General features: G+C 72.3%; 26 protein-coding genes and 1 pseudogene. 18 read left to right on the top strand and 9 right to left on the bottom strand.

Annotated elements, in window-relative coordinates:
- Positions 1-8 precede the first annotated feature (8 nt).
- Positions 9-599 (top strand): DM13 domain-containing protein, encoded by a 591-nt coding sequence (locus tag ACQPZG_RS07920; protein ID WP_433545121.1) that lies wholly within the window; start codon positions 9-11, stop codon positions 597-599.
- A 21-nt stretch (positions 600-620) separates the two neighbouring features.
- On the opposite strand, the gene ACQPZG_RS07925 is transcribed toward ACQPZG_RS07920, so the two are convergent.
- The 3 genes from ACQPZG_RS07925 to ACQPZG_RS07935 form a co-directional block, all read right to left on the bottom strand.
- On the bottom strand, positions 621-1,364 hold the full coding sequence (locus tag ACQPZG_RS07925; RefSeq protein ID WP_433545122.1) for a hypothetical protein: 744 nt from the start codon (positions 1,362-1,364) through the stop codon (positions 621-623).
- Between the two features lie 245 nt (positions 1,365-1,609).
- Positions 1,610-2,863 (bottom strand): isochorismate synthase DhbC, encoded by a 1,254-nt coding sequence (gene dhbC, locus ACQPZG_RS07930; RefSeq protein ID WP_433549305.1) that lies wholly within the window; start codon positions 2,861-2,863, stop codon positions 1,610-1,612.
- A 71-nt stretch (positions 2,864-2,934) separates the two neighbouring features.
- Positions 2,935-3,774: a 2,3-dihydro-2,3-dihydroxybenzoate dehydrogenase gene (locus ACQPZG_RS07935; RefSeq protein WP_433545123.1), complete on the bottom strand. Its 840-nt coding sequence runs from the start codon at positions 3,772-3,774 to the stop codon at positions 2,935-2,937.
- A gap of 196 nt (positions 3,775-3,970) precedes the next feature.
- Here ACQPZG_RS07935 and ACQPZG_RS07940 point away from each other — a divergent pair, with 196 nt between their 5' ends.
- Positions 3,971-4,624, top strand: a complete 654-nt coding sequence (locus ACQPZG_RS07940) for a phosphotransferase family protein (RefSeq protein WP_433545124.1) — start codon at positions 3,971-3,973, stop codon at positions 4,622-4,624.
- Positions 4,625-4,631: 7 nt separating this feature from the next.
- Here ACQPZG_RS07940 and ACQPZG_RS07945 read toward each other — a convergent pair whose 3' ends face one another.
- The 3 genes from ACQPZG_RS07945 to ACQPZG_RS07955 all read right to left on the bottom strand — a co-directional run bounded on the left by ACQPZG_RS07945 (position 4,632) and on the right by ACQPZG_RS07955 (position 7,854).
- Positions 4,632-5,660: an NAD-dependent epimerase/dehydratase family protein gene (locus ACQPZG_RS07945; RefSeq protein WP_433545125.1), complete on the bottom strand. Its 1,029-nt coding sequence runs from the start codon at positions 5,658-5,660 to the stop codon at positions 4,632-4,634.
- 98 nt (positions 5,661-5,758) lie between these two features.
- Positions 5,759-6,889: a sensor histidine kinase gene (locus ACQPZG_RS07950; protein ID WP_433549306.1), complete on the bottom strand. Its 1,131-nt coding sequence runs from the start codon at positions 6,887-6,889 to the stop codon at positions 5,759-5,761.
- A gap of 53 nt (positions 6,890-6,942) precedes the next feature.
- A complete protein-coding gene (locus ACQPZG_RS07955; protein ID WP_433545126.1) occupies positions 6,943-7,854 on the bottom strand; it encodes a response regulator transcription factor in 912 nt (303 codons plus the stop codon).
- Positions 7,855-8,147: 293 nt separating this feature from the next.
- Between ACQPZG_RS07955 and ACQPZG_RS07960 the strand changes: the two genes are divergently transcribed.
- Positions 8,148-8,555: a VOC family protein gene (locus tag ACQPZG_RS07960; RefSeq protein ID WP_433545127.1), complete on the top strand. Its 408-nt coding sequence runs from the start codon at positions 8,148-8,150 to the stop codon at positions 8,553-8,555.
- Here ACQPZG_RS07960 and ACQPZG_RS07965 read toward each other — a convergent pair.
- Complete coding sequence (locus tag ACQPZG_RS07965; protein ID WP_433545128.1) at positions 8,480-9,244, bottom strand: helix-turn-helix domain-containing protein; 765 nt, start codon at positions 9,242-9,244, stop codon at positions 8,480-8,482. The genes ACQPZG_RS07960 and ACQPZG_RS07965 overlap by 76 nt on opposite strands.
- A gap of 247 nt (positions 9,245-9,491) precedes the next feature.
- On the opposite strand from ACQPZG_RS07965, the gene ACQPZG_RS07970 reads away from it, so the two are divergent.
- Positions 9,492-9,944, top strand: coding sequence for a CU044_2847 family protein (locus ACQPZG_RS07970; RefSeq protein WP_433545129.1), 453 nt, complete (start codon positions 9,492-9,494; stop codon positions 9,942-9,944).
- 123 nt (positions 9,945-10,067) lie between these two features.
- On the opposite strand, the gene ACQPZG_RS07975 is transcribed toward ACQPZG_RS07970, so the two are convergent.
- On the bottom strand, positions 10,068-11,288 hold the full coding sequence (locus tag ACQPZG_RS07975; protein ID WP_433545130.1) for a YihY/virulence factor BrkB family protein: 1,221 nt from the start codon (positions 11,286-11,288) through the stop codon (positions 10,068-10,070).
- Positions 11,289-11,305: 17 nt separating this feature from the next.
- Between ACQPZG_RS07975 and ACQPZG_RS07980 the strand changes: the two genes are divergently transcribed.
- The 13 genes and pseudogenes from ACQPZG_RS07980 to ACQPZG_RS08040 form a co-directional block, all read left to right on the top strand.
- A complete protein-coding gene (locus tag ACQPZG_RS07980; RefSeq protein ID WP_433545131.1) occupies positions 11,306-12,946 on the top strand; it encodes an acyl-CoA dehydrogenase family protein in 1,641 nt (546 codons plus the stop codon).
- A 65-nt stretch (positions 12,947-13,011) separates the two neighbouring features.
- Positions 13,012-13,584: a GNAT family N-acetyltransferase gene (locus ACQPZG_RS07985; protein ID WP_433545132.1), complete on the top strand. Its 573-nt coding sequence runs from the start codon at positions 13,012-13,014 to the stop codon at positions 13,582-13,584.
- 153 nt (positions 13,585-13,737) lie between these two features.
- Positions 13,738-13,821, top strand: a complete 84-nt coding sequence (locus ACQPZG_RS07990) for a putative leader peptide (RefSeq protein WP_373312475.1) — start codon at positions 13,738-13,740, stop codon at positions 13,819-13,821.
- 157 nt (positions 13,822-13,978) lie between these two features.
- Entirely contained in the window at positions 13,979-15,685 is a 1,707-nt protein-coding gene (locus tag ACQPZG_RS07995) for a nitrite/sulfite reductase (RefSeq protein WP_433545133.1), read from the top strand.
- Positions 15,682-15,864 carry a hypothetical protein gene (locus ACQPZG_RS08000; RefSeq protein ID WP_433545134.1) on the top strand — a complete coding sequence of 61 codons (183 nt, stop codon included), beginning with the start codon at positions 15,682-15,684 and terminating at the stop codon, positions 15,862-15,864. The genes ACQPZG_RS07995 and ACQPZG_RS08000 overlap by 4 nt, the downstream gene beginning before the upstream one ends.
- Positions 15,861-16,556, top strand: coding sequence for a phosphoadenylyl-sulfate reductase (locus ACQPZG_RS08005; protein WP_433545135.1), 696 nt, complete (start codon positions 15,861-15,863; stop codon positions 16,554-16,556). Before ACQPZG_RS08000 ends, ACQPZG_RS08005 begins: the two co-directional genes overlap by 4 nt.
- On the top strand, positions 16,553-17,110 hold the full coding sequence (cysC, locus tag ACQPZG_RS08010; RefSeq protein WP_433545136.1) for an adenylyl-sulfate kinase: 558 nt from the start codon (positions 16,553-16,555) through the stop codon (positions 17,108-17,110). Before ACQPZG_RS08005 ends, cysC begins: the two co-directional genes overlap by 4 nt.
- Positions 17,107-18,042, top strand: a complete 936-nt coding sequence (cysD, locus tag ACQPZG_RS08015; protein WP_185027103.1) for a sulfate adenylyltransferase subunit CysD — start codon at positions 17,107-17,109, stop codon at positions 18,040-18,042. Before cysC ends, cysD begins: the two co-directional genes overlap by 4 nt.
- Positions 18,043-18,044: 2 nt before the next feature.
- Entirely contained in the window at positions 18,045-19,391 is a 1,347-nt protein-coding gene (locus ACQPZG_RS08020; RefSeq protein ID WP_433545137.1) for a sulfate adenylyltransferase subunit 1, read from the top strand.
- 168 nt (positions 19,392-19,559) lie between these two features.
- A complete protein-coding gene (locus ACQPZG_RS08025) occupies positions 19,560-20,672 on the top strand; it encodes an aliphatic sulfonate ABC transporter substrate-binding protein (RefSeq protein WP_433545138.1) in 1,113 nt (370 codons plus the stop codon).
- Positions 20,673-20,713: 41 nt separating this feature from the next.
- Positions 20,714-21,529, top strand: coding sequence for an ABC transporter ATP-binding protein (locus ACQPZG_RS08030; protein ID WP_433545139.1), 816 nt, complete (start codon positions 20,714-20,716; stop codon positions 21,527-21,529).
- Positions 21,516-22,526: an ABC transporter permease gene (locus ACQPZG_RS08035; RefSeq protein WP_433545140.1), complete on the top strand. Its 1,011-nt coding sequence runs from the start codon at positions 21,516-21,518 to the stop codon at positions 22,524-22,526. Before ACQPZG_RS08030 ends, ACQPZG_RS08035 begins: the two co-directional genes overlap by 14 nt.
- Before the next feature lie 4 nt (positions 22,527-22,530).
- Positions 22,531-23,295: pseudogene (locus tag ACQPZG_RS08040) on the top strand (sirohydrochlorin chelatase); the annotation flags it as partial.
- A 243-nt stretch (positions 23,296-23,538) separates the two neighbouring features.
- On the opposite strand, the gene ACQPZG_RS08045 reads toward ACQPZG_RS08040, so the two are convergent.
- Complete coding sequence (locus ACQPZG_RS08045; protein WP_433545141.1) at positions 23,539-24,555, bottom strand: ketopantoate reductase family protein; 1,017 nt, start codon at positions 24,553-24,555, stop codon at positions 23,539-23,541.
- Positions 24,556-24,685: 130 nt separating this feature from the next.
- Here ACQPZG_RS08045 and ACQPZG_RS08050 point away from each other — a divergent pair, with 130 nt between their 5' ends.
- Positions 24,686-25,561 (top strand): AraC family transcriptional regulator, encoded by an 876-nt coding sequence (locus tag ACQPZG_RS08050; protein WP_433545142.1) that lies wholly within the window; start codon positions 24,686-24,688, stop codon positions 25,559-25,561.
- Positions 25,562-25,567: the final 6 nt, after the last annotated feature.

A 25,567-nucleotide genomic window follows, 5' to 3' on the forward strand; every position in this document is an offset into this window, starting at 1 on the left:
ATACGGGTATGGACAAGCACGGAGTCAGAGGATTCTTCAGCAGGCGGATCGTGGCCGGAATCGTGGTGGTGGGGGTGCTCGCCGCCGGGTTCGGAGCATATTGGTTCCAGCCCTGGAAGCTCTTCACGGACGAGACGGTGCGGGACGAGGCGCCGGTGGCGGCACCGGCCCCCCGGACGACGGGAAGCCCCGAGCAGGGTGGCATGCCGGGAGACACGGAGAAGCCCGCGGCCGTCGGGCCGGTGGCGGTGTCCGCCGGGAACCTGATCAGCCACGAGCACGCGACCAGCGGTTCCGTGAAGGTCCTGCGGCTTCCCGACGGCAGTCGGACACTGCGTTTCGAAGACCTTGAGACGAGCAACGGGCCGGACCTGCGGGTGGTGCTGAGCGACGCCAAGGTGGTGGAGGGCAGGGCGGGTTGGCACGTCTTCGACGACGGCGCGTACACCACCTTGGCGAAGCTCAAGGGCAACAAGGGCAGTCAGAACTACGCCCTGCCCGCGGACCTGGATCTGGACCGGTACCGGAGCGTCAGCATCTGGTGCGACCGCTTCGACGTGTCGTTCGGTGCCGCCGAACTCACCGCGGTGAAGGCCTAGTCGGTCACGGGGACCGACCGGTCACATGTGGCGCGTCAGGACCTGCGCCACCGTGTCCAGTGCGGTGTGCAGCTCCAGGTGGTCGTGGGCTTCGAGGGTGGTGTCGAGGAGGGGGCTGTCGGTGGAGAGAGTCGTCAGGCCGGTGTCCTCCTCGCGGCCGAGGCGGACGGTCAGGGTCTCCCCGGAGTGGAGGGTGAGGCTGACCGTCGCGGCGCTGGGCAGCGGCTGGAGTACGGAGATCTCGGCGTCGGTCCGCCCGGTCTGCGCGCCGAGCCGGCGCGGGGTACTGCGGGAGGCCCGGTAGACGTGCGAGTGGTGCAGAGCGATCTGGAGCCGGTCGGAGAGCTCCTCGGCGGTCTCCTCGCGGTCGGCGTCCGCGAGTTCGTCGAGGAGGAGGGCGGCGATGGAGCGGTAAGCGAGGGCCAGCTGCCAGCCCGCAGTGGTGAGCGGGCCGGGGTCGTGGGAGTGGCTGAGCGGTTCGAACACGTCCGCCGCCTGCCGGGCCACCGCGTCCACCGCTGCCGCGCCGACCGACTCGGGGCGCGGGGCGGGGGCTGCGTCCCTGTCCTGCCGGTCGATGCCGCGCGCGGCGAGGTCGGCGTAGACGGTGTCCCGGGCGACTCCGGCGACCGAGGCGAGTTCGGCGGGGTTGCGGGTGCCGGTGAGCCAGGCCGCCTCGATCAGCTCGGCGCGGTTGTCTTCGGTGCTCTCACCGAGGGCGGTGAGCGCGTTGAGCCGGGGCGAGGACGTGTCGGATGCGTTCATACGGGTCACCGTAGGGCGGGAGGCCCATCGCGTCCGGCAGCACCGCGCCGCACCACTGGACCGCACCGCCCGCGTGGCGGAGGGTGCGGTCCAGTGGTATGCGCCGAGCCGTACGGGTGGGGCGGCATCGTCCCTCCGGCACGGTCGGACGACGGGACGGCGGCGGGACCGGTCGCGCCGTACGGGACGGCGCCGTGGTCGGGCCGTACGGTTTCGGCAGGGGGTGGGTGTCGGCAGGGGGCGGTCTACTGGTCGGCGCCGACCGCGTGCAGGAAGGTACGGAACTTCGCACCGGTCTCGGCGGTCTCCGCCTCCGGCTCGGACGCGGCGACGACGCCCGCGCCCGCGTACAGCCGCAGCGTGCGCCCCTCGGCCTCGGCGCAGCGGATGGTGACGACCCACTCGCCGTCGCCGTCGGCGTTGCCCCAGCCGATCATGCCGGTGAAGAACCCGCGGTCGAACGGCTCCGTCTCCGCGATGACCTGACGTGCCGTCAGTGTGGGGGTGCCGCAGACGGCGGGCGTCGGGTGCAGGGCGGAGGCGAGTTCGAGGGCGGAGGCGGCGCCCTCCTCGGGCAGGGTGCCGGTGACGGTGGTGGAGAGGTGCCACATGGTGGCGGTGCGGATCAGGGTCGGCTTCGCGGGGACGTCGAGGGTGGTGCAGTACGGGGCGAGCGCACCGTGCACCGCGTCGACGACGACCGCGTGCTCGTGCAGGTCCTTCGCGGAGGCGAGCAGCGCGGCGGCCCGACGGACGTCCTCGGCGAGGTCCGCGCTGCGCGGGGTGGATCCGGCGAGCGGGTTGGCGACGACCTTGCCGCCGCGCCGGGAGACGAGGAGTTCGGGGCTGGCGCCGATCAGGGTGCGGCCGGCGGCGGTGTACTCCGTACCGGTGGGACCCGTGCCGGTGGGCAGCGCGAACGTGTAGCCGGACGGGTCGCGGCGGGCGAGGCGCTGGAGCATCACCGGCAGGTCGAGGGGGGCGTCGGCGGTGAGTTCCAGGGTGCGGGCGAGGACGACCTTGCTGAACTCGCCGCGCCACATGCGGTCGACGACGGAGGCGACCCCGGCCCCGTACACCTCGGGCGCGGGCACCGGCACGACGTCCCACTGCGTCTCGGCGCGCAGGTCGGCGGGCAGGGCGATCAGCGGGTCGGTGGCGAGCGGCGGGGCGTCCTGGACGCGCTCGGGCACGGCGAGGGCGGCGGGTGCGTTCTGGTCGAAGCGCACGGCGCCGATGACGACGGGGTTGGCCTGCCCTTCCCGGCGGGCCGCGTCCAGGGTTTCGGTGACGCGCTCGGTCAACGGGTGCGTGTCGTGCGGGACTTCGCGCACCGGGCCGTCGGCGAGGAGGGTACGGGTGGGAGTGGCGAGGAAGCGGGCGCCGGGGGTGTAGGCGTCCAGCAGACCGGTGGCCGCGCCGACGGCGGGGTGTGCCACTTCGGCGGAGTGTCGCGACGCGGGGACGGTGGCGGTGGCGAGTGCGGGTGCCGTCGACACGGTGTCCACGGGGTCTCCAATGCTCGTGAGGATGTGGGGGCGGAGCGAGAGAGGGAGGTGCGGGGGGCGGATCAGCGGAGGGTGGCGCCGCCGTCGACGTAGATGTCCTGCATGGTGATGTGGCGCGCGCGGTCGGAGGCCAGGAACAGGACGGCGTCGGCGATGTCTGCGGGCTGGGCGATCCGGCCGAGCGGTATGCCCGTCCGGTAGGTGCCCAAGTCGCCCTCCACAACCCCCTGTTCGGCGTCCGGCCGGCCCTCCCACAGGCCGCGCTGCATGGGGGTGTCGGTGGAACCGGGGGCGACGACGTTGCAGCGGACGCCGCTGCGCGCGACCTCCAGGCCCAGGCACTTGGTGAACATGGCGGCGGCGGCCTTGGAGGCGGCGTAGGCGGCCATGCCGGTACGCGGGATGCCCGCCGCGTTGGAGGCGACGGTGACGATGCAGCCCTTGCGGCGCTGCGTCATGCGGGCGGCGGCGGCCCGGGAGGTGTGGAAGACGCCGGTGGTGTTCACGGCGAAGGTGTCGGCCCAGTCCTGGTCGGTGAGTTCGGTGGCGGGGGCGGTACGGAGGATCCCGGCGACGTTCACCAGCAGGTCCAGCGGCCCGAGTTCGGACTCGACGCGGGCGACGGTCTCTTCCACCGCCCGGCTGTCGGTGACGTCCAGGGGGTACGCGGTGACCGCACCCGCCCCGTCGTTGCCGGCGTCCTCGGTCAGGGCCGCGGCGAGGTCCCGCACGCCGGCCGAGGACCGGTCGGTGGCGGCCACGGTCGCACCACGGGCCGCCAGCGCCCGTACGACCGCTTCGCCGATGCCCTGTGCGGCACCGGTGACGAGCGCGACGCGACCGGCGAACTCATCCGCCACGGACGGCAGGTATGACGGTTGTCCCGGTATGTGCTCCGGCATGGACGCCCCTCCTTGAGCTTCTTAGGTGAGCCTAACCTAATGCACGTCGAAGATCGAGAGGGGGTCGGCCCGACGCGGGCCCGGCGCCGTCGAAGGGGACGCGGCGGCACAGCGCCCCGACGGTCGGCGTCAACCGGTCGTGTGGACCGGGCAACGAGACGCACACCCGGGGCCTTTCATGAGCAAGGCTGGACCCATGGAACATCTGCCGCACGGATACACGAACCACACCACCTACCACGCCGGTGTCGTCACCAAGGCGTACAAGGGCCGCGACGCGCAGCGCCGGATGGAGCGGGAGGCCGCCGCGCTGTGCGGCCTGGGGGCACTCGGAACCGCCTTCCCCGTGCCCCAGTTGATCGGCTGCACCGGCGAGAGCCTGAGCATGACCTTCCTGGAGGGCGTGCACGGCCAGGACCTGATCGACGCGGGTCACGCCGAGGAGGTGCTGCGGGCCTGTGGGGCGGCACTGAGGGCGGTGCACTCGGTCGACGCCACCGACGTCTTCCCCCGGGCCAGGCCGGGAACGGTGCTCGTGCACGGGGATTTCGGGCCGAACAACCTTCTGCTCACCGGCGACGCGTCGCGCGTCACCGCGCTCCTCGACTGGGAGTGGGCGCACTGGGGCGACCCCGTCGAGGACCTGGCGTGGTGCGAGTGGATCGTCCGCACGCACCACCCCGAGGACGTAGCCGCGCTCGACGGCTTCTACGAGGCGTACGGGCACCGGCCCGACTGGCAGGTGCGGCACCGTGCGATGGCCGACCGGTGCCGCGAACTCGTCGACTTCCAGCCGCACCGGGTGTCCCTGCTGATCGCCACCGAAGGCTGGACGGAGTACCGCAGTTGACGGCCCGTCAAGCCGACGGCGCCGCCAGCACCTTGGCCTCCACCTCCGGATCGAGACCCACCACCGGCCGGTCCGAGCGCTGCGGGGCCGTCCCGCCCGACGCACTCAGCCACTGCCAGGTGTCCGCCACGGTCTCGGCGACCGGGCGGCAGCGCAGCCCCGTGGCGAGCGCCTTGGCGACACCCTTGCGGTGAACGGTGTCGTGATCCTCGCCCGGCGGCAGCCACACCGGCAGGTCCAGCCACGGCTCGATCCCGTACGAAAGGATCGACTCCGGCTCTTTCCAGCACAGTTCGGCGGTCACCGAGCCGGTCGCCCGGACACAGGACTCCAGCAGTTCCCCCATGGTGGTGTGCCCTTCCGGGGAGACCAGGTTGTACGGGCCGGACAGCTCGTCCCGTGCCGCGTCCAGCATCCACGCGGCGAGGTCGCGGGCGTCGATGAACTGGATCGGCAGGTCGCGCGGGCCCGGGGCGAGGACCGGACCGCCGCGGGCCACCCGGTTCAGCCACCACGGGAGCCGGCCGATGTTCTCGCCGGGACCGAGGATCAGGCCCGCCCTGGCGAGCACCGTCCGATCCGCGCCGAAGGCTTCCACCGCGGCGTCCTCCCCGCCGCGCTTCATGTGCGCGTAGCCCCCGTCGCCCGGCTCGACGAGCGCACCGTCCTCCTCCTGACCGGCAGGTGCGGGGTGCGCGTACACCGATCCGGACGACACGTAGACGTACCGCCGGGCGTGGCCGGCCAGCAGTTCGGCCGCGTCCCGCACGGCAGCGGGCGTGCCCGACCAGGTGTCGAGCACCGCGTCCCAGGTCGCGCCGTCCCGTACGGCGGCGTCGAGCGCGGTGAGATCGCCGAGACGGTCACCGTGCAGGGCACGGACGCCCGGCGGCGGCGCATGGGTGCCGCGGTGGAAGACGGTGACGTCCCAACCCCGTTCCAGCGCACCCTCGGTGACGGCGCGTCCGACGAACTCGGTCCCGCCGAGGACGAGGAGCTTGAAGGGCGTCGCGGGTGCTGTCTGCGCTGCGTTCATGAGCGTCATCATGCCCGCGGACCCGCGGGCCTGCGGCGGGGTTCGCTCGTAGCGCAGGGGCCGTCGCGGCCTGCGGCAAGCCCACCTGTGGGGTCACGTCACGCGGGGGCCGAGGGCAGCGTCACCTCGAACCGGCAGCCACCGGGCACGTTGCGGACCTCCGCCCGCCCCGCGTGGGCCTCGACGATGCCGCGGACGATGGCCAGCCCCAGGCCCGCGCCGCCCGGGGGCGTCCGGGCCTCCGTGCCGCGCCAGCCGGTGTCGAAGACCCGTGGCAGGTCGGCCTCCGGGATGCCGCCGCAGCCGTCGGTGACGGAGACCACGACGGTACGGGGCTCCGGTCCCGGCTCCGCGGCGACGGCCACCGTGCCGTCGGCAGGGGTCCGCCGAATGGCGTTGACCAGCAGGTTCGACAGCACCCTGGACATCTCCCGGCCGTCGACCTCGACCGGCACGGCGTCGACCCGCTCCCCCACGAGGTGCACACCGTGCTCGCGGGCAAGCGGATCCGCGCCCGCCAGGGCGTCGCCCACCAGGTCGTACAGGGACAGCCGGGCGGGAGTGAGGGCGAGCGACCCGGCGTGGATCCGGGACAGCTCGAAGAGGTCGCCGACCATGACGTTGAGCCGGTCCACCTCGGTGCGGATCTGCCGGTGGTAGCGGGCCGGGTCCTCGGCGACCCCGTCCTCCAGCGCCTCGGCCATCGCCCGCAGTCCGGCCAGCGGGGTGCGCAGGTCGTGCGAGATCCAGGAGACCAGCTCGCGCCGCGACGTCTCCAACGCCTGCTCGCGCTCCCGCGAAGCCCGGAGCTTGCCGCTGGTGGTCGCCAACTCCTCGGCTAGTTCGGTCAGTTCGGCGGTGGCGGAGCCGTCTGGGGCCGCGAAGTCCCCGCCGTCCCCGAAGGACCGGGCGGCGTTCGCGAGCGCTCTGCTGCGGGCGACCACCCAGCGTCCCAGCAACAGGGAGGTGGCGAGCGACACGACGGCGGCCATCGCGACGACGGTGGTGACGACGGCCAGGTCGTGGGCGTTGATGAGCATCGCCCAGCAGACGGAGAGCGTCCCGGCGAGCATGGCGGCGACGGTCACGGCGACGACGACGGTCAGCGAGACGGCCACCGACCGCCGTCGCAGCAGGCGCAGGGCGAGCGCCCCGCCGACCCCGGCGACGGCGGCGCCGAGCGCGGCGAACAGGGCGATCAGAGCGAGGTCGCTCGCGTCGGCGACCATGCCGCCCATGCCGGTCACCCTCGCGTACTCCGGGAGGCTCCCGGTGCCGCCGGTCATGCGGGACCGTCCGGACCCGGCCGATGCGCCACGGCACCGGGGAGGCGTGCGGGACTGCCGGACACGTCCGCTTCTCGACCCGCGTCCTTCCGTCCGGCGTCCTCCCGTCCGGCGTCCTCCCGATCCGCGTCCTCCCGGCCCGCGTCGGACGCGTTCGTGCCCGCCCGTACGCCGGGCGCGGATCCCGTACCGGCTCCCGCGCCGGGGCCCGCTCCCGCGTCGAAGCGGTAGCCCGCCCCCCATACGGTCTGGATCAGCGCCGGAGCGGCCGGGTCCGTCTCGATCTTGCCGCGCAGGCGGCGCACGTGGACCGTGACCGTGGAGAGGTCGCCGAAGTCCCAGCCCCACACCTCCTTGAGCAGGTGTTCCCTGCTGTGCACCCGGCCCGGGTTGCTCAGCAGATACGTGAGCAGGTCGAACTCGCGCAGGGTCAGGGCCAGCACCCGGCCGTCGCGGGTGGCCCGCCGGGCCGCCGGGTCGATCTCGATGCCGGCGGCGCGCAGCCGGGGGCCGGGAGCGTCGCGGGCCGTGGCGGCCCGGCGCAGTACGGACTCGACGCGCAGCACCAGCTCGCGGGGGCTGAACGGCTTGGTCACGTAGTCGTCCGCGCCGACCTCAAGACCGAGGATGCGGTCCTCCTCGTCGCCGCGCGCGGTCAGCATGATCACCGGCACCGGCCCGGACTCGGCCCGTAGCCGCGCGCACACCTCCAGGCCGTCCATGCCCGGCAGCATCAGGTCGAGTACGACCAGGTGGGGACGGTGCTCCGCGGCGGCCCGCAGCGCGGCGGGCCCGTCGCCGGCGTGCCGCACGTCGAAGCCGGCCTTGCGGAGGTAGCCGGTGACCACCTCGGCGACGGTGGGGTCGTCGTCCACCACGAGGATCGAACTGTTGCTGTCGTACTCCATGGTCGACAGTGTCACCCGGTTCGGCCGCCGGGTTGCACCGGGCGCCGCTTACCGTTTCGTGACGCCGGACCTCCGCCGGGCCCCATGGTGTCGCCGCGGGCGTACGACCGTGGCCCTGCCCTGCCCGGCCCGTACGCCCGCGCATGCCGCCCGCACGTACGACCGTTGCCTGCACCCACGCCCGTGTCCATGCCCCGTGCCGTTGGGCAGGCCGCCCACGCGCGCACGACCGCGCTCGTCCGGCGTCCGATTTCTTCAAGATCCACCGTGCCGCGCCCTCCTACAGTGCTCGCATGACTCCTCGACTCGAATCCGTCGGCATCGTCACCTCCGACATGGCCGCCTCCCTCGACTTCTACCGGCGTCTCGGCGTTCCCGTCCCCGACGGGGCCGAGTCCGCTCCGCACGTCGAAGCCACGCTGCCCGGGGGGATGCGCGTGCTGTGGGACACGGAGGAGGTGGTCCGTTCCTTCGACCCGCAGTGGACGAAACCGCAGGGCGGCGACCGGGTCGGGCTCGCCTTCCTCTGCGAGAGCCCCGCCGAGGTCGACGCGGTGTACGACGGCCTGGTCGCCGCCGGATACACCGGCAGCCTCAAGCCGTGGGACGCCGAATGGGGTCAGCGTTACGCCGTGGTACTGGACCCGGACGGCTGCGGGGTCTCCCTGTTCGCCTCCCTGCCGGCGGCGAGCGAGGCGTAGGCACTCAGCGTCATGCCCGCCAACTCCCGTGTCTCGCGGGCCAGATGGGCCTGGTCCGCGTACCCGGACGTGTGCGCCACGGCCGCGTAGGGCAGCCCTCCCCGTACGAGCGCCAGGGCGCGCTGGAACCGCAGCACCCGGGCGAGCGTCTTGGGGCCGTACCCGAAGGCGTGGAGGGAACGGCGGTGCAGTTGGCGCGCGCCGAGCCCGACCGCGTCGGCGGTCGCGGCGACGCTGTGTCCGGCGTCCAGCAGTGCGGCGACGGCGCGCGGCAGCGGGTCGGGCCGAGGCGCTCCGGCCGCTTCGCGCAGCACGGCCTCCTCCAGGGCGACCGCCGGGTCCGGGGCTTCGCCCACCCGCTGCGCCAGCTCGTCCGCGCGGGCCCACAGGGCGGCCAGCTCGACGCGCTCGTCCCGCAGTTCGTGTGCCGGAACACCGAGCAGCGCGGCGCCCGTACCGGGCGCGAAGCGCACCCCGACGAACCGCGCACCCGGGCTGTCGCTCGTACCGTGGACCCGGGTGTCGGGCCCGGCGACGATCAGTGTGCCGTCCACCCACAGCAGGTCCATGCACCCGTCGGGCAGCACCGGGTACACCGGCGCGCCGGGCGCGGGGGCCGGGTCGGCGTCCCGCTGCCAGACGACGGCGCCGTCCAGTCGGGAAGGCCGTTCCAGGTAGCTGCCGGGCATGCTCACCAGGCTATCCCGGGGGGCCGGGTCGCCGCCCGTGCACCGCGCGCTGTGCAGGGGATCCCGGGCCGCCGCCCGGTGCACCACGCCCGCTGCCCCGGAGGTTCCCGGGCTGCCGCCCGGTGCACCACGCGGTGGGGGTCTTCGGCCGATCCGCTGCACAGCGGCTTCCCGTTCGTGAACAATGACGTCCACGCGCACCGGTTGGTCAAGCCACTTCTGCACGGGGGCCGTTATGAGCGCGCTGATGAGGTTCGAGACGGCCGACGGCGCCGAGGTCGTGGTCGAGGTGGACCGCGTCGCTCCCGGGGCGAAGCTCGTCGCGCGGGGGAGCAACCGCCTCGCGCAGGCGGGCGAGACCTTCGACGGCGCCCTCCAGGGCATTCGCTCGGCCGCCGACGCCGCGCTGCGGGTGTTCCGGGAGGGCCCGCTGCGGCCGGACGGGGTCGAGCTGGAGTTCGGGGTGAAGCTGACCGGGGAGGCGGGCGCGGTGATCGCCAAGACGGCGGTGGAGGGGCACATCACGGTGAAGCTGTCCTGGTCGTCCGAGGGGACGGACCTGCCGACGGGCGCGGACGGCTCCTCGGCCGTCACCGGTACGGGCGCCTCCGGCACGCCGGGGACGGGTTCCCCACCCGCCGCGCCCAGCACGCCGGCCCCGCCGGACGCCTCGCCCGCAGACGGAGCCCCCGCCCCCTGACCGGCCCACCGCTGCTGTGGCGGGCGGCGTGCGTCACCAGCGATGCCCTGGCGTGGCTGCTGGGCGCGACCAGGGCGAATTCTCGCCGGGGTGCTCGACCAAGCCGGGCAACGGGTCGCACTGCTACAACCCGCCCACCGTGTCCCCGCGCTGCCCCTCCGCGGCCCTGTCCCGGGAGGACAACCGTCCCTTCACGTCGTCCGGCGGCAGGAACCGCGACCACCGCTCCGGGAACTCCGACGGCATGTCCGGGTTCGTACCCGTCCACTCCCCCTCACCGTCGTCGCCCAAGTCGTCGCCCTCGTCCGTCTCCCACGCGGCGCTCCGCTCCAGCTCCGCCGCCTTCGCACGGGCTATCACCGCCGCGGCCTCCTGGGTGCGCAGCCGGTCGTTCTCGGCGCGGGCGGCGGCCGTCGCCACGGACGGCCACACCCGGTCGATGGCCGCGTTCACCGCCGCGCCCACGAGCACCGCGAACGCGGACACCCCGATCCACAACAGCACCGCGATCGGTGCGGCCAGCGATCCGTAGATCGTGCCGCCCTCGACGGTGCTGGTGACGTAGATGCGCAGGAGGAAGCTGCCCAGCACCCACATGCCGAGCGCGATGAGCGCCCCGGGAACGTCCTCCACCCACGGCGAACGGACCGGCACCGACACGTGGTAGAGCGTCGTGAGGAAGACGACCGACAGCACTATCACCACCGGCCAGTACAGGACGCTGACGACCTCCGTCGCGAAGGGCACCAGGGCCACCACCCGGTCCGGTCCCACCACCATCAGCGGCAGCACCACCGCGCCGATCAGCAGGGCGACCACGTAGAGGAGGAAGGCGAGCAGCCGGGTCTTGACGATGCCGCGGTGCCCGTCGAGGCCGTACATCACGGTGATGGTGTCGATGAAGACGTTGACGGCGCGCGAGCCGGACCACAGGGCGATGGCGAAGCCGATGGAGATGATGTCCGGGCGACCCGTTCGGGTGACGTCCTCCAGGAGCGGTTTCGCGAACTCGTGGACGCCGCGGTCGGAGAGGACGGCCTGGGAGGCGCTGAGGATGTTCTCCTCGATGGACTTGACGGTCTCGGTCGCCGTCCAGTCGTCGATGTAGCCGAGCAGTCCGATCAGCCCGAGCAGGAGGGGCGGCAGGGACAGCAGGGTGAAGAAGGCCGCCTCCGCGGCGAGTCCGAGGATGCGGTACTCGATGCACGAGTTGACGGTGTCCTTGAGCAGCAGCCAGACGAGCTTGCGCTTGGAGACGTTCCGGTAGAGGACCCGGGCGCGGTGGAGCCGGTTCTCCTTGCGGTGCTTCCGCGGCCGTCCGGGTGTTTCTTTTGCTGGCTGCACCTCCTTACCGTATCCGCATGGCAGCCACCACCCACACAGTCACCAATCAGGCCCCGCCCCTGGTGGGGTACGACGTCTACACGGCGGACCGGGCCCTGTCCGAGGCCGTCGAGCGGCACACGGACCCCGCCCGTCTCCCCGAGGTACGGGAGGAACTCTCGACCCTGGGCAAGGCCGCCGGGTCCGCGCAGGCGCAGGAGTGGGGGGCGCAGGCGAACGAGCACCCGCCGCGGTTGCACACCCACGACCGGTACGGGAACCGGATCGACGAGGTCGAGTTCCATCCGTCGTGGCACCGGCTGCTGGGCCATGCCGTCTCGGCCGGGCTGACGAACGCCTGGGGGCGGCCGGACGGGCACCTGCGCCGGGCCGCCGGGTTCCTGGTGTGGACGCAGGCGGAGGGCGGGCACGGCTGTCCGGTCTCGATGACGCACGCGGCGGTGCCGGCGCTGCGCGCGGACCCGTCGCTGGCGGCGGTCTGGGAGCCACGGCTCACCTCGGCCGTGTACGGGCAGGAACTCCTGCCGGCGACGGACAAGCCCGGGGCCCTGTTCGGCATGGCCATGACGGAGAAGCAGGGCGGCAGCGACGTCCGGGCGAACACCACCGAGGCCGTTCCGATCGGCGGCGCGGGGGAGGGCGAGTACGCACTCACCGGGCACAAGTGGTTCTGCTCCGCCCCCATGAGCGACGGCTTCCTGGTCCTGGCGCAGGCGCCGGGCGGGCTGAGCTGCTTCCTGGTGCCGCGGGTGCTGGAGGACGGGACCCGCAACACCTTCCGCATCCAGCGGCTCAAGGACAAGCTGGGCAACAGGTCGAACGCTTCGAGCGAGGTGGAGTTCGACGGGACGTGGGGGCGGCTCGTCGGCGAGGAGGGGCGCGGGGTGCGCACCATCATCGGGATGGTGGCGGCGACCCGGCTGGACTGCGTGATCGGTTCTGCGGCGCTGATGCGCCAGGCGGTCGCGCAGGCCGTGCACCACGCGGCACACCGCCGGGCGTTCGGCGGCGAGCTGATCGACAAGCCGCTGATGCGCAACGTCCTGGCCGATCTGCACCTGGAGTCGGAGGCGGCGACCGTCCTCGCCATGCGTCTGGCCGCCGCGTACGACAGCGACACCGAGCAGGACCGGGCGCTGCTGCGGCTCGCGGTGCCGGCCGCGAAGTACTGGGTGACGAAGCGGTGCACGCCGGTGGCGGCGGAGGCGCTGGAGTGCCTGGGCGGCAACGGGTACGTCGAGGAGTCGGGCATGCCGCGGCTGCTGCGCGAGTCCCCGCTCAACTCGATCTGGGAGGGGTCGGGCAACGTGCAGGCGCTGGACGTGCTGCGCGCCCTCCAGCGGGAACCGATGGCACTGAACGCCTTCCTCGCCGAGGTCGGGCAGGCACGCGGCGCCGACCACCGTCTCGACGGGGCGATCAAGGGCCTGCTGACGGAGCTGGCCGACCTGGACGGCATCGAGGGGCGGGCACGGCGGCTGGTCGAACGGATGGCGCTGGTGCTCCAGGGCTCGCTGCTGGTGCGCTGGGCGCCCTCGGAGGTCTCGGACGCGTTCTGCGCGTCGCGTCTCGGCGGGGACTGGGGGTCCGCGTTCGGCACGCTGCCGGGGAGCCTGGACCTGACGTCCGTGGTGGAGCGGGCGCGCGTGGAGTTCTAGAGCGCCCGACAGCGGGACGGGGGCCGCCGGGAGGGGCGTGCCGGGTGCGTGGTTCCCTGGCCGTCATGAGCAGCATCGACGTGACCACGTGGTCCCTGGAACAGACCTCGCCCGACGACCACTCCCCCGTCCCGCTCCCGCCGGGCGGCCCGCTGCGGGTCGTACGCGCCGAGGTGCCTTCGCCGGAGTTGAGCCGGTTCCTGTACACCGCGGTCGGCGGCGACATCAGCTGGACGGACCGACTGCCCTGGTCGTACGCGCAGTGGCGACAGGCGGTGGAGCGGCCGGGCGCGGAGACGTGGGTGGCGTACGACAGGGGCACTCCCGCCGGGTACGTCGAACTCGACGCGCAGGCGGACGGTGCGGTCGAGATCGTCTACTTCGGTCTGATCCCGGCCTTCCGCGGGCGGCGGTTCGGCGCTCCCCTGCTCTCGTACGGAATCCAGCGCGCCTGGGACCTGGCCGAGCGCCACCCGGGACGGGAGGCCACGCAGCGGGTGTGGCTGCACACCTGCTCCAAGGACGGCCCACACGCCATGGACAACTACCTGAAGCGGGGCTTCCGGCTCTTCGACACCCAGGTGGAGTCCGAGACGGAGGCCGCTCAGCCGGGCCCCTGGCCGGGCGCGTACGCCTGAACCAGCGACACCCCGCAATGTCCGCATTCGTCTGCATACCCACCCTTGCGTGAACACGTGACCGGCAGCACACTGTCCCACCATTCGGGACAGTCTTGTCCACATTGCGGACAACAGTGGACTGGCCGGAGATCCGCGTGCCACGCTTCCGTCATGTCTTCAGCTGGAGTTGCCTTGGTGAGTCGACGTCACGTCGACCTCGGCCGCATGTCCAGCGCCATCTGTCCGGCCTGCTGACAGCCCAGCACTGCCGCACCCCCCTTTCACCCGTCTCCCTCGCTCGGTCCTGGGCGTCGCTGCGCACCCCCGCGCCTCTTTCGCGCGAGTGTGCAGGTCAGAGCCGCCTGTCCGCAGTCTTCCGTAGACACCCGCAGTCCCGAAGGACGTAACCGCCATGCCTGCCACCCCAGAGAAGCCCGCCGCGGGTGCTGCCGTCGCCGCTCGCCGCAAGGCCGGTCGCCACCGCGGCGAAGGCCAGTGGGCCGTAGGGCATCACACGCCCCTCAACGGAAACGAGCAGTTCAAGAAGGACGACGACGGTCTCAACGTGCGGACACGCATTGAGACGATCTACTCCAAGCGCGGTTTCGACTCCATCGACCCAAACGACCTGCGGGGCCGCATGCGCTGGTGGGGGCTCTACACCCAGCGCAAGCCCGGCATCGACGGCGGCAAGACGGCGATCCTGGAGCCGGAGGAGCTGGACGACGAGTACTTCATGCTGCGGGTGCGGATCGACGGCGGCCGGCTCACCACCGAGCAGCTGCGGGTGATCGGCGAGATCTCGCAGGAGTTCGCGCGCGGCACCGCCGACCTCACCGACCGGCAGAACGTGCAGTACCACTGGATCCGCATCGAGGACGTGCCGGAGATCTGGCGCCGACTGGAGGCCGTCGGCCTGTCGACGACCGAGGCGTGCGGCGACACCCCGCGCGTCATCCTCGGCTCGCCCGTGGCCGGAATCGCCGTCGACGAGATCATCGACGGCTCGTGGGCGATCGACGAGATCCAGCGCCGGTTCATCGGCAACCCGGACTTCTCCAACCTGCCGCGCAAGTTCAAGTCGGCGGTCTCCGGCTCCCCGCAGCTGGACGTCGCGCACGAGATCAACGACGTCTCCTTCGTCGGCGTCGTCCACCCCGAGTACGGGCCCGGCTTCGACCTGTGGGTGGGCGGCGGACTGTCCACCAACCCCAAACTGGGCGTACGGCTGGGCACGTGGGTCCCGCTGGAGGACGTGCCGGACGTGTACGGCGGCGTCATCGGCATCTTCCGCGACTACGGCTACCGCCGGCTGCGCAACCGCGCCCGGCTGAAGTTCCTGGTCGCCGACTGGGGCCCGGAGAAGTTCCGGCAGGTGCTGGAGGACGAGTACCTCAAGCGCAAGCTGTCCGACGGCCCGGCCCCCGAGCAGCCGTCGGGCGTCTGGCGCGACCACCTCGGCGTGCACCGGCAGAAGGACGGGCGCTTCTACGTCGGCTTCGCCCCGCGGGTCGGCCGGGTGGACGGCTCGACGCTGACGAAGATCGCGGAACTGGCCGACGCGCACGGCTCGGGCCGGCTGCGGACCACCGCCGAGCAGAAGATGATCGTGCTCGACGTGGCCGAGGAGCAGGTCGATTCGTTGGTGTCGGGTCTTGAGTCGCTGGACCTGAGGGTCACGCCCTCGCCGTTCCGGCGGGGCACGATGGCCTGCACCGGCATCGAGTTCTGCAAGCTGGCGATCGTCGAGACGAAGGCGCGCGGCGCCGCCCTGATCGACGAACTGGAGCGCCGCATCCCGGAGTTCGACGAGCCGATCACCATCAACATCAACGGCTGCCCGAACGCCTGCGCGCGCATCCAGGTCGCGGACATCGGCCTGAAGGGCCAGTTGGTGCTGGACGCCGACGGCAACCAGGTCGAGGGCTTCCAGGTGCACCTGGGCGGGGCACTGGGACTGGAGGCCGGGTTCGGCCGCAAGGTCCGCGGTCTGAAAGTCACCTCCGCGGAACTGGGCGACTACGTGGAACGCGTACTGACCCGTTTCCAGGAGCAGCGCGAGGACGGCGAGCGCTTCGCCACCTGGGTGACGCGCGCGGCGGACGGAGACCTGTCGTGAGCGAGCGCGCGGCCCCCTTCCACTGCCCGTACTGCGGTGACGAGGACCTGCGGCCCAACGAGACCGGACACGGCGCATGGGAGTGCGCGGCGTGCAACCGGGCGTTCCAGCTGAAGTTCCTGGGACTGCTCTCCCGGGGCGTCGCGACGAGCAAACCGACCGAGGAGAAGGGGATATGACAGCCGTTCAGGAAGACCTGCGCACCCTGGCCGAGCAGGCGGGCCGCGACCTGGAGGACGCCTCCGCGCTCTCCATCCTGACGTGGGCGGCCACCACCTTCGGCGGCCGGTTCTGCGTGACGTCCTCCATGGAGGACGCCGTCGTCGCCCACCTCGCGTCCCGCGCGTTCCCCGGGGTCGACGTCGTCTTCCTCGACACCGGCTACCACTTCCCCGAGACCATCGGCACCCGTGACGCCGTGGACGCGGTGATGGACGTCAACGTCATCACGCTCACCCCCCGGCGGACCGTCGCCGAGCAGGACGCCGAGCACGGCCCGAAGCTGTACGAGCGCAACCCCGACCTGTGCTGCGCGCTCCGCAAGGTCAAGCCCCTGGAGGACGGCCTGAGCGGATACGACGCGTGGGCCACGGGCCTGCGCCGCGACGAGTCCCTCACCCGGGCGAACACCCCGGTCGTCGGCTGGGACGAGAAGCGCCGCAAGGTCAAGGTGTCGCCGATCGCCCGCTGGACGCAGGACGACGTGGACGCCTACGTCGCGGAGCACGGCGTCCTCACCAACCCCCTCCTCATGGACGGTTACGCGTCCGTGGGCTGCGCCCCGTGCACCCGCAGGGTCCTGGCGGGCGAGGACGCGCGCGCCGGACGCTGGGCCGGACGCAACAAGACCGAATGCGGGTTGCACGGATGACGAAGGATCAGGAGACCACTGTGACCGGAGCCACCGTCTGGCTCACCGGCCTGCCGAGCGCGGGCAAGACCACCCTCGCCCACGCCCTCGCGGAGAAACTGCGCGCCGAGGGCCGCCGGGTGGAGGTGCTCGACGGCGACGAGATCCGCGAGTTCCTCTCCGCGGGGCTGGGCTTCACCCGCGAGGACCGGCACACGAACGTCCAGCGGATCGGCTACGTCGCCGAACTGCTGGCCCGCAACGGGGTACTGGCGCTCGCTCCGGTCATCGCCCCGTACGCGGACAGCCGCGAGGAGGTCCGCAAGCGGCACCAGAACGAGGGCACCGCGTACCTGGAGGTGCACGTGGCGACCCCGGTCGAGGTGTGCTCCGTACGCGACGTGAAGGGTCTGTACGCCAAGCAGGCGGCGGGGGAGATCTCCGGGCTGACCGGGGTCGACGACCCGTACGAGGCGCCGGCCGATCCGGATCTGCGCATCGAGTCCCACACGCAGTCCGTGCAGGAGTCCGCGGCGGCGCTGTACGCGCTGCTCACCGAGAGGGGTCTGGCATGACGACCGCCGCAACTGCCGCAGAGGGTCTGCACAGCCCCTTCGCGCTCAGCCACCTCGACTCGCTGGAGTCCGAGGCCGTGCACATCTTCCGTGAGGTGGCGGGTGAGTTCGAACGGCCGGTGATCCTCTTCTCCGGCGGCAAGGACTCGATCGTCATGCTGCACCTCGCGCTGAAGGCGTTCGCCCCCGCCCCCGTACCCTTCACGCTCCTGCACGTGGACACCGGGCACAACTTCCCCGAGGTGCTGGAGTACCGGGACCGGGCGGTCGCCCGGCACGGGCTGCGGCTGCACGTCGCCTCCGTGCAGGACTACATCGACCGGGGCGTGCTGCGCGAGCGGCCCGACGGGACGCGCAACCCGCTCCAGACGCTTCCGCTGACCGAGAAGATCCAGGAGCTGCGGTTCGACGCGGTCTTCGGCGGCGGACGCCGCGACGAGGAGAAGGCGCGGGCCAAGGAGCGGGTGTTCAGCCTGCGGGACGAGTTCTCGCAGTGGGACCCGCGCCGTCAGCGGCCCGAGCTGTGGCAGCTCTACAACGGGCGGCACGCCCCCGGCGAGCACGTCCGCGTGTTCCCGCTGTCCAACTGGACCGAACTGGACGTGTGGCAGTACATCGCCCGCGAGAAGATCGAACTCCCCGGGATCTACTACGCGCACGAACGCGAGGTGTTCGCCCGCAACGGCATGTGGCTCACCGCCGGCGAGTGGGGCGGCCCGAAGGAGTCGGAGACGGTCGAGAAGCGGCTGATCCGCTACCGCACGGTCGGCGACATGTCCTGCACCGGCGCCGTCGACTCGGACGCGACGACGCTGGAGGCGGTCATCGCCGAGATCGCCGCGTCCCGGCTCACCGAGCGGGGAGCGACGAGGGCCGACGACAAGATGTCCGAGGCCGCGATGGAAGACCGCAAGCGCGAGGGGTACTTCTAACCATGACCACCGTGAACACCGCCGCCGCGGTCGACCAGTTGAGCACCACCACCCTTCTTCGCTTCGCGACCGCCGGGTCCGTCGACGACGGCAAGTCCACCCTGGTGGGGCGGCTGCTGCACGACTCGAAGTCCGTGCTGACCGACCAGTTGGAGGCCGTCGAGCACGCCTCCCGCAACCGGGGGCAGGCGACGCCGGACCTGGCGCTGCTGACGGACGGCCTGCGCGCCGAACGCGAGCAGGGCATCACCATCGACGTCGCCTACCGCTACTTCGCCACACCCCGGCGCCGCTTCATCCTGGCCGACACCCCCGGACACGTGCAGTACACGCGGAACATGGTGACCGGCGCGTCCACCGCCGAGCTGGCCGTGGTCCTGGTCGACGCCCGCAACGGGGTCGTCGAACAGACCCGTCGGCACGCCGCGGTGGCCGCGCTGCTGCGGGTGCCGCACGTGGTGCTGGCCGTCAACAAGATGGACCTGGTCGACTACGCGGAGCCCGTCTTCGCGGACATCGCCCGCGAATTCACCGCTTACGCCAGCGAGTTGGGCGTACCGGAGATCACGGCGATACCGATCTCCGCGCTCGCCGGGGACAACGTGGTGGAGCCGTCCGCGCACATGGACTGGTACGGCGGGCCGACCGTCCTGGAGCACCTGGAGACGGTGCCGGTCGCCCACGACCTCACCGCCTGCCACGCCCGCTTCCCCGTCCAGTACGTGATCCGGCCGCAGTCCGCCGAGCACCCCGACTACCGTGGGTACGCGGGACAGATCGCCGCCGGCGCGTTCCGGGTCGGCGAGCAGGTCGCCGTCCTGCCGTCGGGCCGCACCAGCACCATCGCCGGAATCGACGCGCTCGGCGAGGCCGTCGACATCGCGTGGGCGCCGCAGTCGGTGACGCTGCGCCTGACCGACGACATCGACGTCTCGCGCGGCGACCTGATCGCCCCGGCGGGGGACGCGCCGACACCCACCCAGGACGTGGAGGCGACCGTCTGCCACGTCGCCGACCAGCCGCTGTCGGTGGGCCAGCGGGTGCTGATCAAGCACACCACCCGCACCGTGAAGGCGATCGTCAAGGACATTCCGTCCCGGCTCACCCTGGACGACCTGTCCCAGCACCCGGCCCCCGGTCAGCTCGTCGCCAACGACATCGGGCGGGTCGTCGTACGGACGGCGGAGCCGCTCGCCCTGGACGCGTACGCGGACTCCCGGCGCACGGGTTCCTTCCTGCTGATCGACCCGGCGGACGGCACGACGCTCTCCGCGGGCATGGCGGGCGAGTCGTTCGCCACCCACGCGGCCGTCAACTCCGTGGCGGACGAAGAGGGCTGGGACTTCTGATGGCGGTCACCGACGCGTACGCGTCCTTCGCGAAGGAGGGCGGCCGGATCGGCAGCGGCACCCTCGGCAGCGGTCAGGGCGGGGTCGGGCGATGTGTGCGATGACGTACGCCTCCCCCGCACCCATCCCCTTCCGCACGCACGAGCGAAGACCCGAGGACCCACCAAAATGCCTGCCTCCCGTTCCCCCCTGCGCCGGTCCCTGACCGCCGTCGCCGCGACCTCCCTGCTGGTCGGCGCGCTCGGCGCCTGCGGCTACGGCTCCCAGGCCAAGGACCAGGACAGGGCCGTCCCCGTCGCCCGGGGGGAGAAGGTCGGCGGCCTCGACGAGGTGAGGATCGGCTACTTCGCCAACGTCACGCACGCGACCGCCCTGGCGGGCCTGCAAGAGGGCCTGTTCCAGAAGGAGTTGGGCGGCACCAAGGTCAAGGCTCAGGTCTTCAACGCGGGCCCCTCCGAGATCGAGGCGCTGAACGCCAAGGCCATCGACATCGGCTGGATCGGCCCGTCCCCCGCCCTCAACGGCTTCAGCAGGTCCAAGGGCCAGAACCTGCGCATCGTCGGCGGTTCCGCTTCCGGCGGCGTCTCACTCGTCGTCCACGGCGAGAAGGTCAAGTCGCTGGACGACCTCAAGGGCAAGCGCCTCGCCACCCCGCAGCTGGGCAACACCCAGGACGTGGCGCTCCTGAACTACCTGTCGCAGAAGGGCCACACGGTCGACGCGAGCACCGGCAAGGGGGACGTGACGGTGCTCCGGCAGGACAACAAGGAGATTCCGTTCTCCTTCAAGTCCGGTGCCATCGACGGCGCCTGGGTTCCGGAGCCGACCGCGTCGAAGCTGGTGGCGGACGGCGGCACGGTCCTCCTCGACGAGAAGAAGCTGTGGAAGGACGAGAAGTTCGTCATCACGAACATCATCGTCCGGCAGGACTTCCTGACGAAGCACCCCGATGTCGTCGAAGCGGTACTGCGCGGCTCGGTGAAGACCAACGCGTGGATCAAGGCCAACCCCGACCGGGCCAAGGCGAGCGTCAACGCGAAACTGAAGGCGGACTCCGGCAAGGAACTTCCCGCACAGGTGCTCGACCGGGCGTTCAGGAACGTCGAGGTCATCGACGACCCGCTCGCCTCGACCCTGCGCGACGAGGCCCTGCACGCACAGAAGGTCGGCCTCCTCAAGGACCCGCTGCTGGACGGCATCTACGACCTGCGCCCACTGAACAAGGTCCTTGCGGCGGCGGGCAGGCCGGCCGTCGAGGACGCCGGGCTGGGCGTCAAGTAGTTCCTTCCGTACGCCCGTTCACCCCACAGGAGGCGTGAGACATGACCACCGCACTCGCCAAGCAGGAGACGTCGGCCGCCGCACCGGTCGCACCGCAGGCGTCGTCGCCGTACGCGGCACGCATCGACCACGTCTCGAAGTCGTTCGGCCGGCCGGGTCCGGGGCAGCAGCTCGTCCTGGACGACGTCAGCATCGACGTCGCACCGGGCGAGTTCGTCACCCTCCTCGGGGCGTCGGGCTGCGGCAAGTCGACGCTGCTCAATCTGGTCGCCGGGCTCGACAAGCCGTCGGCCGGCGCCATCGACGTGCCCGGCGGGCGGCCGGCCCTGATGTTCCAGGAGCATGCGCTGTTCCCCTGGCTCACGGCGGGGAAGAACATCGAGCTGGCGCTGAAGCTGCGCGGGGTCCCGAAGGCGGACCGCCGTCCGGAGGCGGAGCGGCTGCTGGAACTCGTACGGCTGAAGGGCGCGTACGGCAAGCGGGTGCACGAGCTGTCGGGCGGCATGCGTCAGCGCGTCGCCCTGGCCCGCGCGCTCGCCCAGGACAGTCAACTCCTGCTGATGGACGAGCCGTTCGCGGCCCTCGACGCCATCACGCGCGACGTCCTGCACGAGGAGCTGACCCGCATCTGGTCGCAGACCTCGGTCTCCGTCCTGTTCGTCACGCACAACGTGCGCGAGGCGGTACGGCTGGCGCAGCGCGTCGTCCTGCTGTCCTCGCGCCCCGGGCGGATCGCCCGCCAGTGGCAGATCGGGCTGCCGCAGCCGCGTCGCATCGAGGACGCGGCGGTGGCCGAACTGTCCGTAGAGATCACTGAACAGCTGCGTGGGGAGATCCGCCGACATGGCCAGCACTGACACGACCCGGGCCACCGGAGACACGGAACCCACCGGACCCGTCGGGGACACGGAACCCGCCGAGGGCACGGGCTCCACCACGGGAGCGGCAGGCACCTCGTCCGCCGCGGCGAGGAAGGCCGCCGCGGACGGCCCCGCCGAGAGCCTGGCCGGGTTGGAAGCGGGTCTCGACGCCCTGGACTCCGCGCCCGCCCGCGAACGCGTCGGCCTCGGCCGGATCCTGCTCGCCAAGGTGGTTCCGCCGCTCGTCGCCATCGTCCTCGTCGTCACCGTCTGGCAGCTCGCCGCGGCCTCCGACCTCAAGCCGGACTACGTCCTGCCGGGCCCGCTCGACGTGGCGGACTCGGTGCGCACGATGTGGCTCGAAGGCACCCTCCTCGGCTACATCTGGACGAGCATCTCGCGCGGCGCGCTGGGCTTCGTGGTCTCCGTGGCGATCGGCACCCCGCTGGGGTTGCTGGTGGCCCGGGTGAAGGTGGTGCGGGCGGCGATCGGCCCCATCCTCTCCGGCCTCCAGTCCCTGCCCTCCGTCGCCTGGGTCCCGGCCGCGATCATCTGGTTCGGTCTCACCGACGCGACGATCTACGCCGTGGTGCTCCTCGGCGCGGTGCCCTCCATCGCCAACGGGCTGGTGTCCGGCGTGGACCAGATCCCGCCGTTGCACCTGCGGGCCGGGCGCACTCTCGGCGCCCGCGGCTTCGACAGCGTGCGCCACGTCCTGCTCCCCGCCGCGCTCCCCGGCTACCTCGCCGGGCTCAAGCAGGGCTGGGCGTTCTCGTGGCGCTCCTTGATGGCCGCCGAGCTGATCGCCAGCTCGCCCGACCTGGGCACCGGACTGGGCCAGTTGATGGAGAACTTCCGCGTCAACAGCGACATGTCCGGAGTACTGGCCACGATCATCCTCATCCTGATCGTCGGCATCGGCATCGACCTGCTGTTCTTCTCCCCCCTGGAACGCCGCGTGCTGCGCAGCCGCGGCCTCCTCGTCAGGAGCTGACCCCGTGCACCGCGCCCCCTCCCCCTCCCCCGTGCTCCTGGTCATCGCCCACGGCAGCCGCGACCCGCGCCACGCGGAGACGGTGCGCGCGCTGACGGCCCGGGTCCGGGCGCTACGACCGGGGCTGCGCGTGGAGACGAGCTTCCTGGACTTCAACGCGCCGTCCGTCGAGAGCGAGCTGGACCGGCTGGCGGCCCAGGGGGAACGCGAGGTCCTCGCCCTGCCTCTCCTCCTCACCCGCGCCTTCCACGCCAAGGCCGACATCCCCGCCGTACTGGACGCCGCATCGGTGCGGCTGCCGGGGCTGCGCATAAGGCGGGCGAACGTGCTCGGCCCGTCCCCCCTGCTGCTCGCCGCGGTGCAGAGGCGCCTGGCGGAGGCCCTGCACGAGGCCGGGCTGCGGCCCGGCGACAGAAGCTCGACCGGGGTCGTCCTGGCCTCGGCGGGCTCCACGGACCCGGAGGCGATCGCAGTGATCGCTGAAATCGCGCGGGAGCTGCGGAACACCGGCTGGTGCTCCGTGCGACCTGCGTTCGCCTCCGCGGCACTGCCCCGTACCGAGGACGCGGTACGGGCCCTGCGCACGGAACCGGGGGTGAAGAGGGTGGCGGTCGCTCCGTACGTCCTGGCCCCCGGTTTTCTGCCGGACAGGATCGCCCGGGGGGCGGCCGAGGCGGATCTGCTGGCCGGTGTGCTGGGCGACTGCCCGGAGCTGGCGCGCCTGGTGCTACGGCGGTACGAGGAGGCGGGCGGCCCGCAGCAGGCGGCGCCCGCCCCCGCCCGTACCGTTTTGGGAGGCGTGGGCCCCGCGCCCACTTCCGCGGCGGCTCAGCGGAGACACCGTGCGGCGCCGACGCCTGCGGCCCGGCGCAAGGGGTTGAGCGTTCTGCCCTCCGGGCGAGCGGGCTGAGAACGGGAGAGCGCCGCCGGGCCCCGGGCCGCCGCGCCCCCGCCGCGCACGCTTCGCGTGCCCGGTACGTGCGGCTGCCGGAGGGGGTCCGGCAGCCGCGACTCAGAGCCCCGCTTCTTCGACGGCCACCCGCCGTGCCACCTCCTCCACCGGCATCGATCCGGCCGCCTGCCGCTCCCGGGCGAACTCGTTGGCCAGCCGTCGCAGGACGTCGTTCACCGGAGTCGGTACGCCGTGCACCCTGCCGAGCAGGACGATCTCCCCGTTCAGATGGTCGGCCTCGATGCTGCCGGTGCCGCGCGCCAGACTCTGCCAGGAGGACCCGCCGCCCGGTTCCTGCCCGTCGAGCGCAACCTGGATGATCCGGCCCTCCCGCGCCTCGGCCTGTTCGGCGTCGCTCGCCCACCCGAGGCCCGCCGCCGTGAGGACCGCGCGGCCCTCCGCGACCGCGCGCCGCACGAGCTCGCGGCCCGCCGCCGAGCCGAGGGCCGCCGTACCGGAGACCGCGTTCAGCGAGTTCGCCAGGTTGCTCAACAGCTTGGCGTACTTCCAGCGCATCACCTCCGGCACGACCGGTGCCAGGAAGCATGCCCCCTCCAGATCGGCGGCGATCGCCCGGACCGTGTCGTCCACGCCCCGCGGAAAGCTCCCGAGGTGCAGGACTCCGCTCACCGGGGAGCCGCCCGCCGACACCGCGCCGGCCGCGACGAAGGTCGCCGGAAGGTACACGCACATCGCGTACACACGGCGGAAGCGGCGCAGCGCGAGGCGTTCGTTCTCGACGCCGTTCTGTGCGCAGACCAGGGGCAGCACCTCCCCCGCGGTGCCGCCGCCCGCGACCGGCCGTCCGCTCCAGGCGTCGAGGGCGGCGATGCTGTCCTGCGTCTTGACGGCGAGCACGAGAACGTCGTCCGTGCGCAGCTCGACCTCCTCCGGGCCCTGGGCGCACGGGAGCCGCAGGGTACGGGTCCCTTCCGGCGTGGTGAGACGGAGTCCCGTCGTGCGCAGGGCCTCCAGGTGCGCGCCGCGTGCCACGAGGACGACCTCGTGCCCGGCCTCCGCCAGCCTGCCGCCGAGGGCGCCGCCGATCGCTCCGGCCCCGATGATGACGTACCGCACGAGGATCTCCCCACTGTTGGCGTGTGCTGTCGTCGCCGATCATGCCCCCGACCTTCGCGGGCACAGGATGTCGGGTGCGGCAGGGTGGACCTCTCGTAGCGTGGCGGCACAACAAGGAGGGAGGTCCGGGGTGCTGGACCGGCTGAACCTGGCCATGGAGCACATCGAGGTCCGGCTGGCCGGGGAGCGGGAGGTCGAGATCGCCGAGCTGGCGCGGATCGCGATGACGTCGGAGTACCACTTCCGGCGGATGTTCTCGTCGCTGGCGGGGATGCCGCTGTCGGAGTACGTGCGGCGCAGGCGGCTCAGCGTCGCGGGCGCCGAGGTGCTCGACGGTCGGCGGACCCTGCTGGAGATCGCCGTGCGGTACGGGTACGGGTCGGGCGAGGCGTTCGCGCGGGCGTTCCGTGCGATGCACGGCGTCGGTCCGGGCGAGGCCCGGCGGACCGGTGCGGCACTGCGCTCGCAGCCCCGGATGTCCTTCCGTCTCGTCGTGGAGGGAAACAGCAGCATGGAATACCGAGTAGTGGAGAAGGACGCGTTCCGCGTGGTGGGCAAACGTGCGCGGGTGCCCCTGGTGCACGAGGGGATGAACCCGGCGATCGGCGAGTTCATCCGCGGTTTGGACAAGGAGGAGCTGGCACGGATCGCGGCGCTTTCCGACCAGCGTCCGGACGGGATCGTCGGAGTCAGCGACGACCTCGCGGACAGCCGGGCGGAGGGCACGGAGCTGGACTACTACCACGGGGTGGTGACCGGGGCGGCGGACGTCCCGGAGGGGCTGGACACGTTGCGGGTGCCGGCGGGGACGTGGGCGGTGTTCACGAGTTCCGGCCGGTTCCCGCAGGCATTGCAGTTCCTGTGGCGTGACGTGTTCACACAGTGGTTTCCGTCGAATCCGTACCGGAGCAGGCCGGGCCCGGAAATCCTGCGGACCCGGTTGAACGCGGACGCCACCGAGGCGGAGGCGGAGCTGTGGATTCCGGTGGAGCGCACCGCCGTGTGAGGCAGC

This window comes from Streptomyces sp. CA-294286 (assembly GCF_050947155.1).
Lineage (GTDB): Bacteria > Actinomycetota > Actinomycetes > Streptomycetales > Streptomycetaceae > Streptomyces.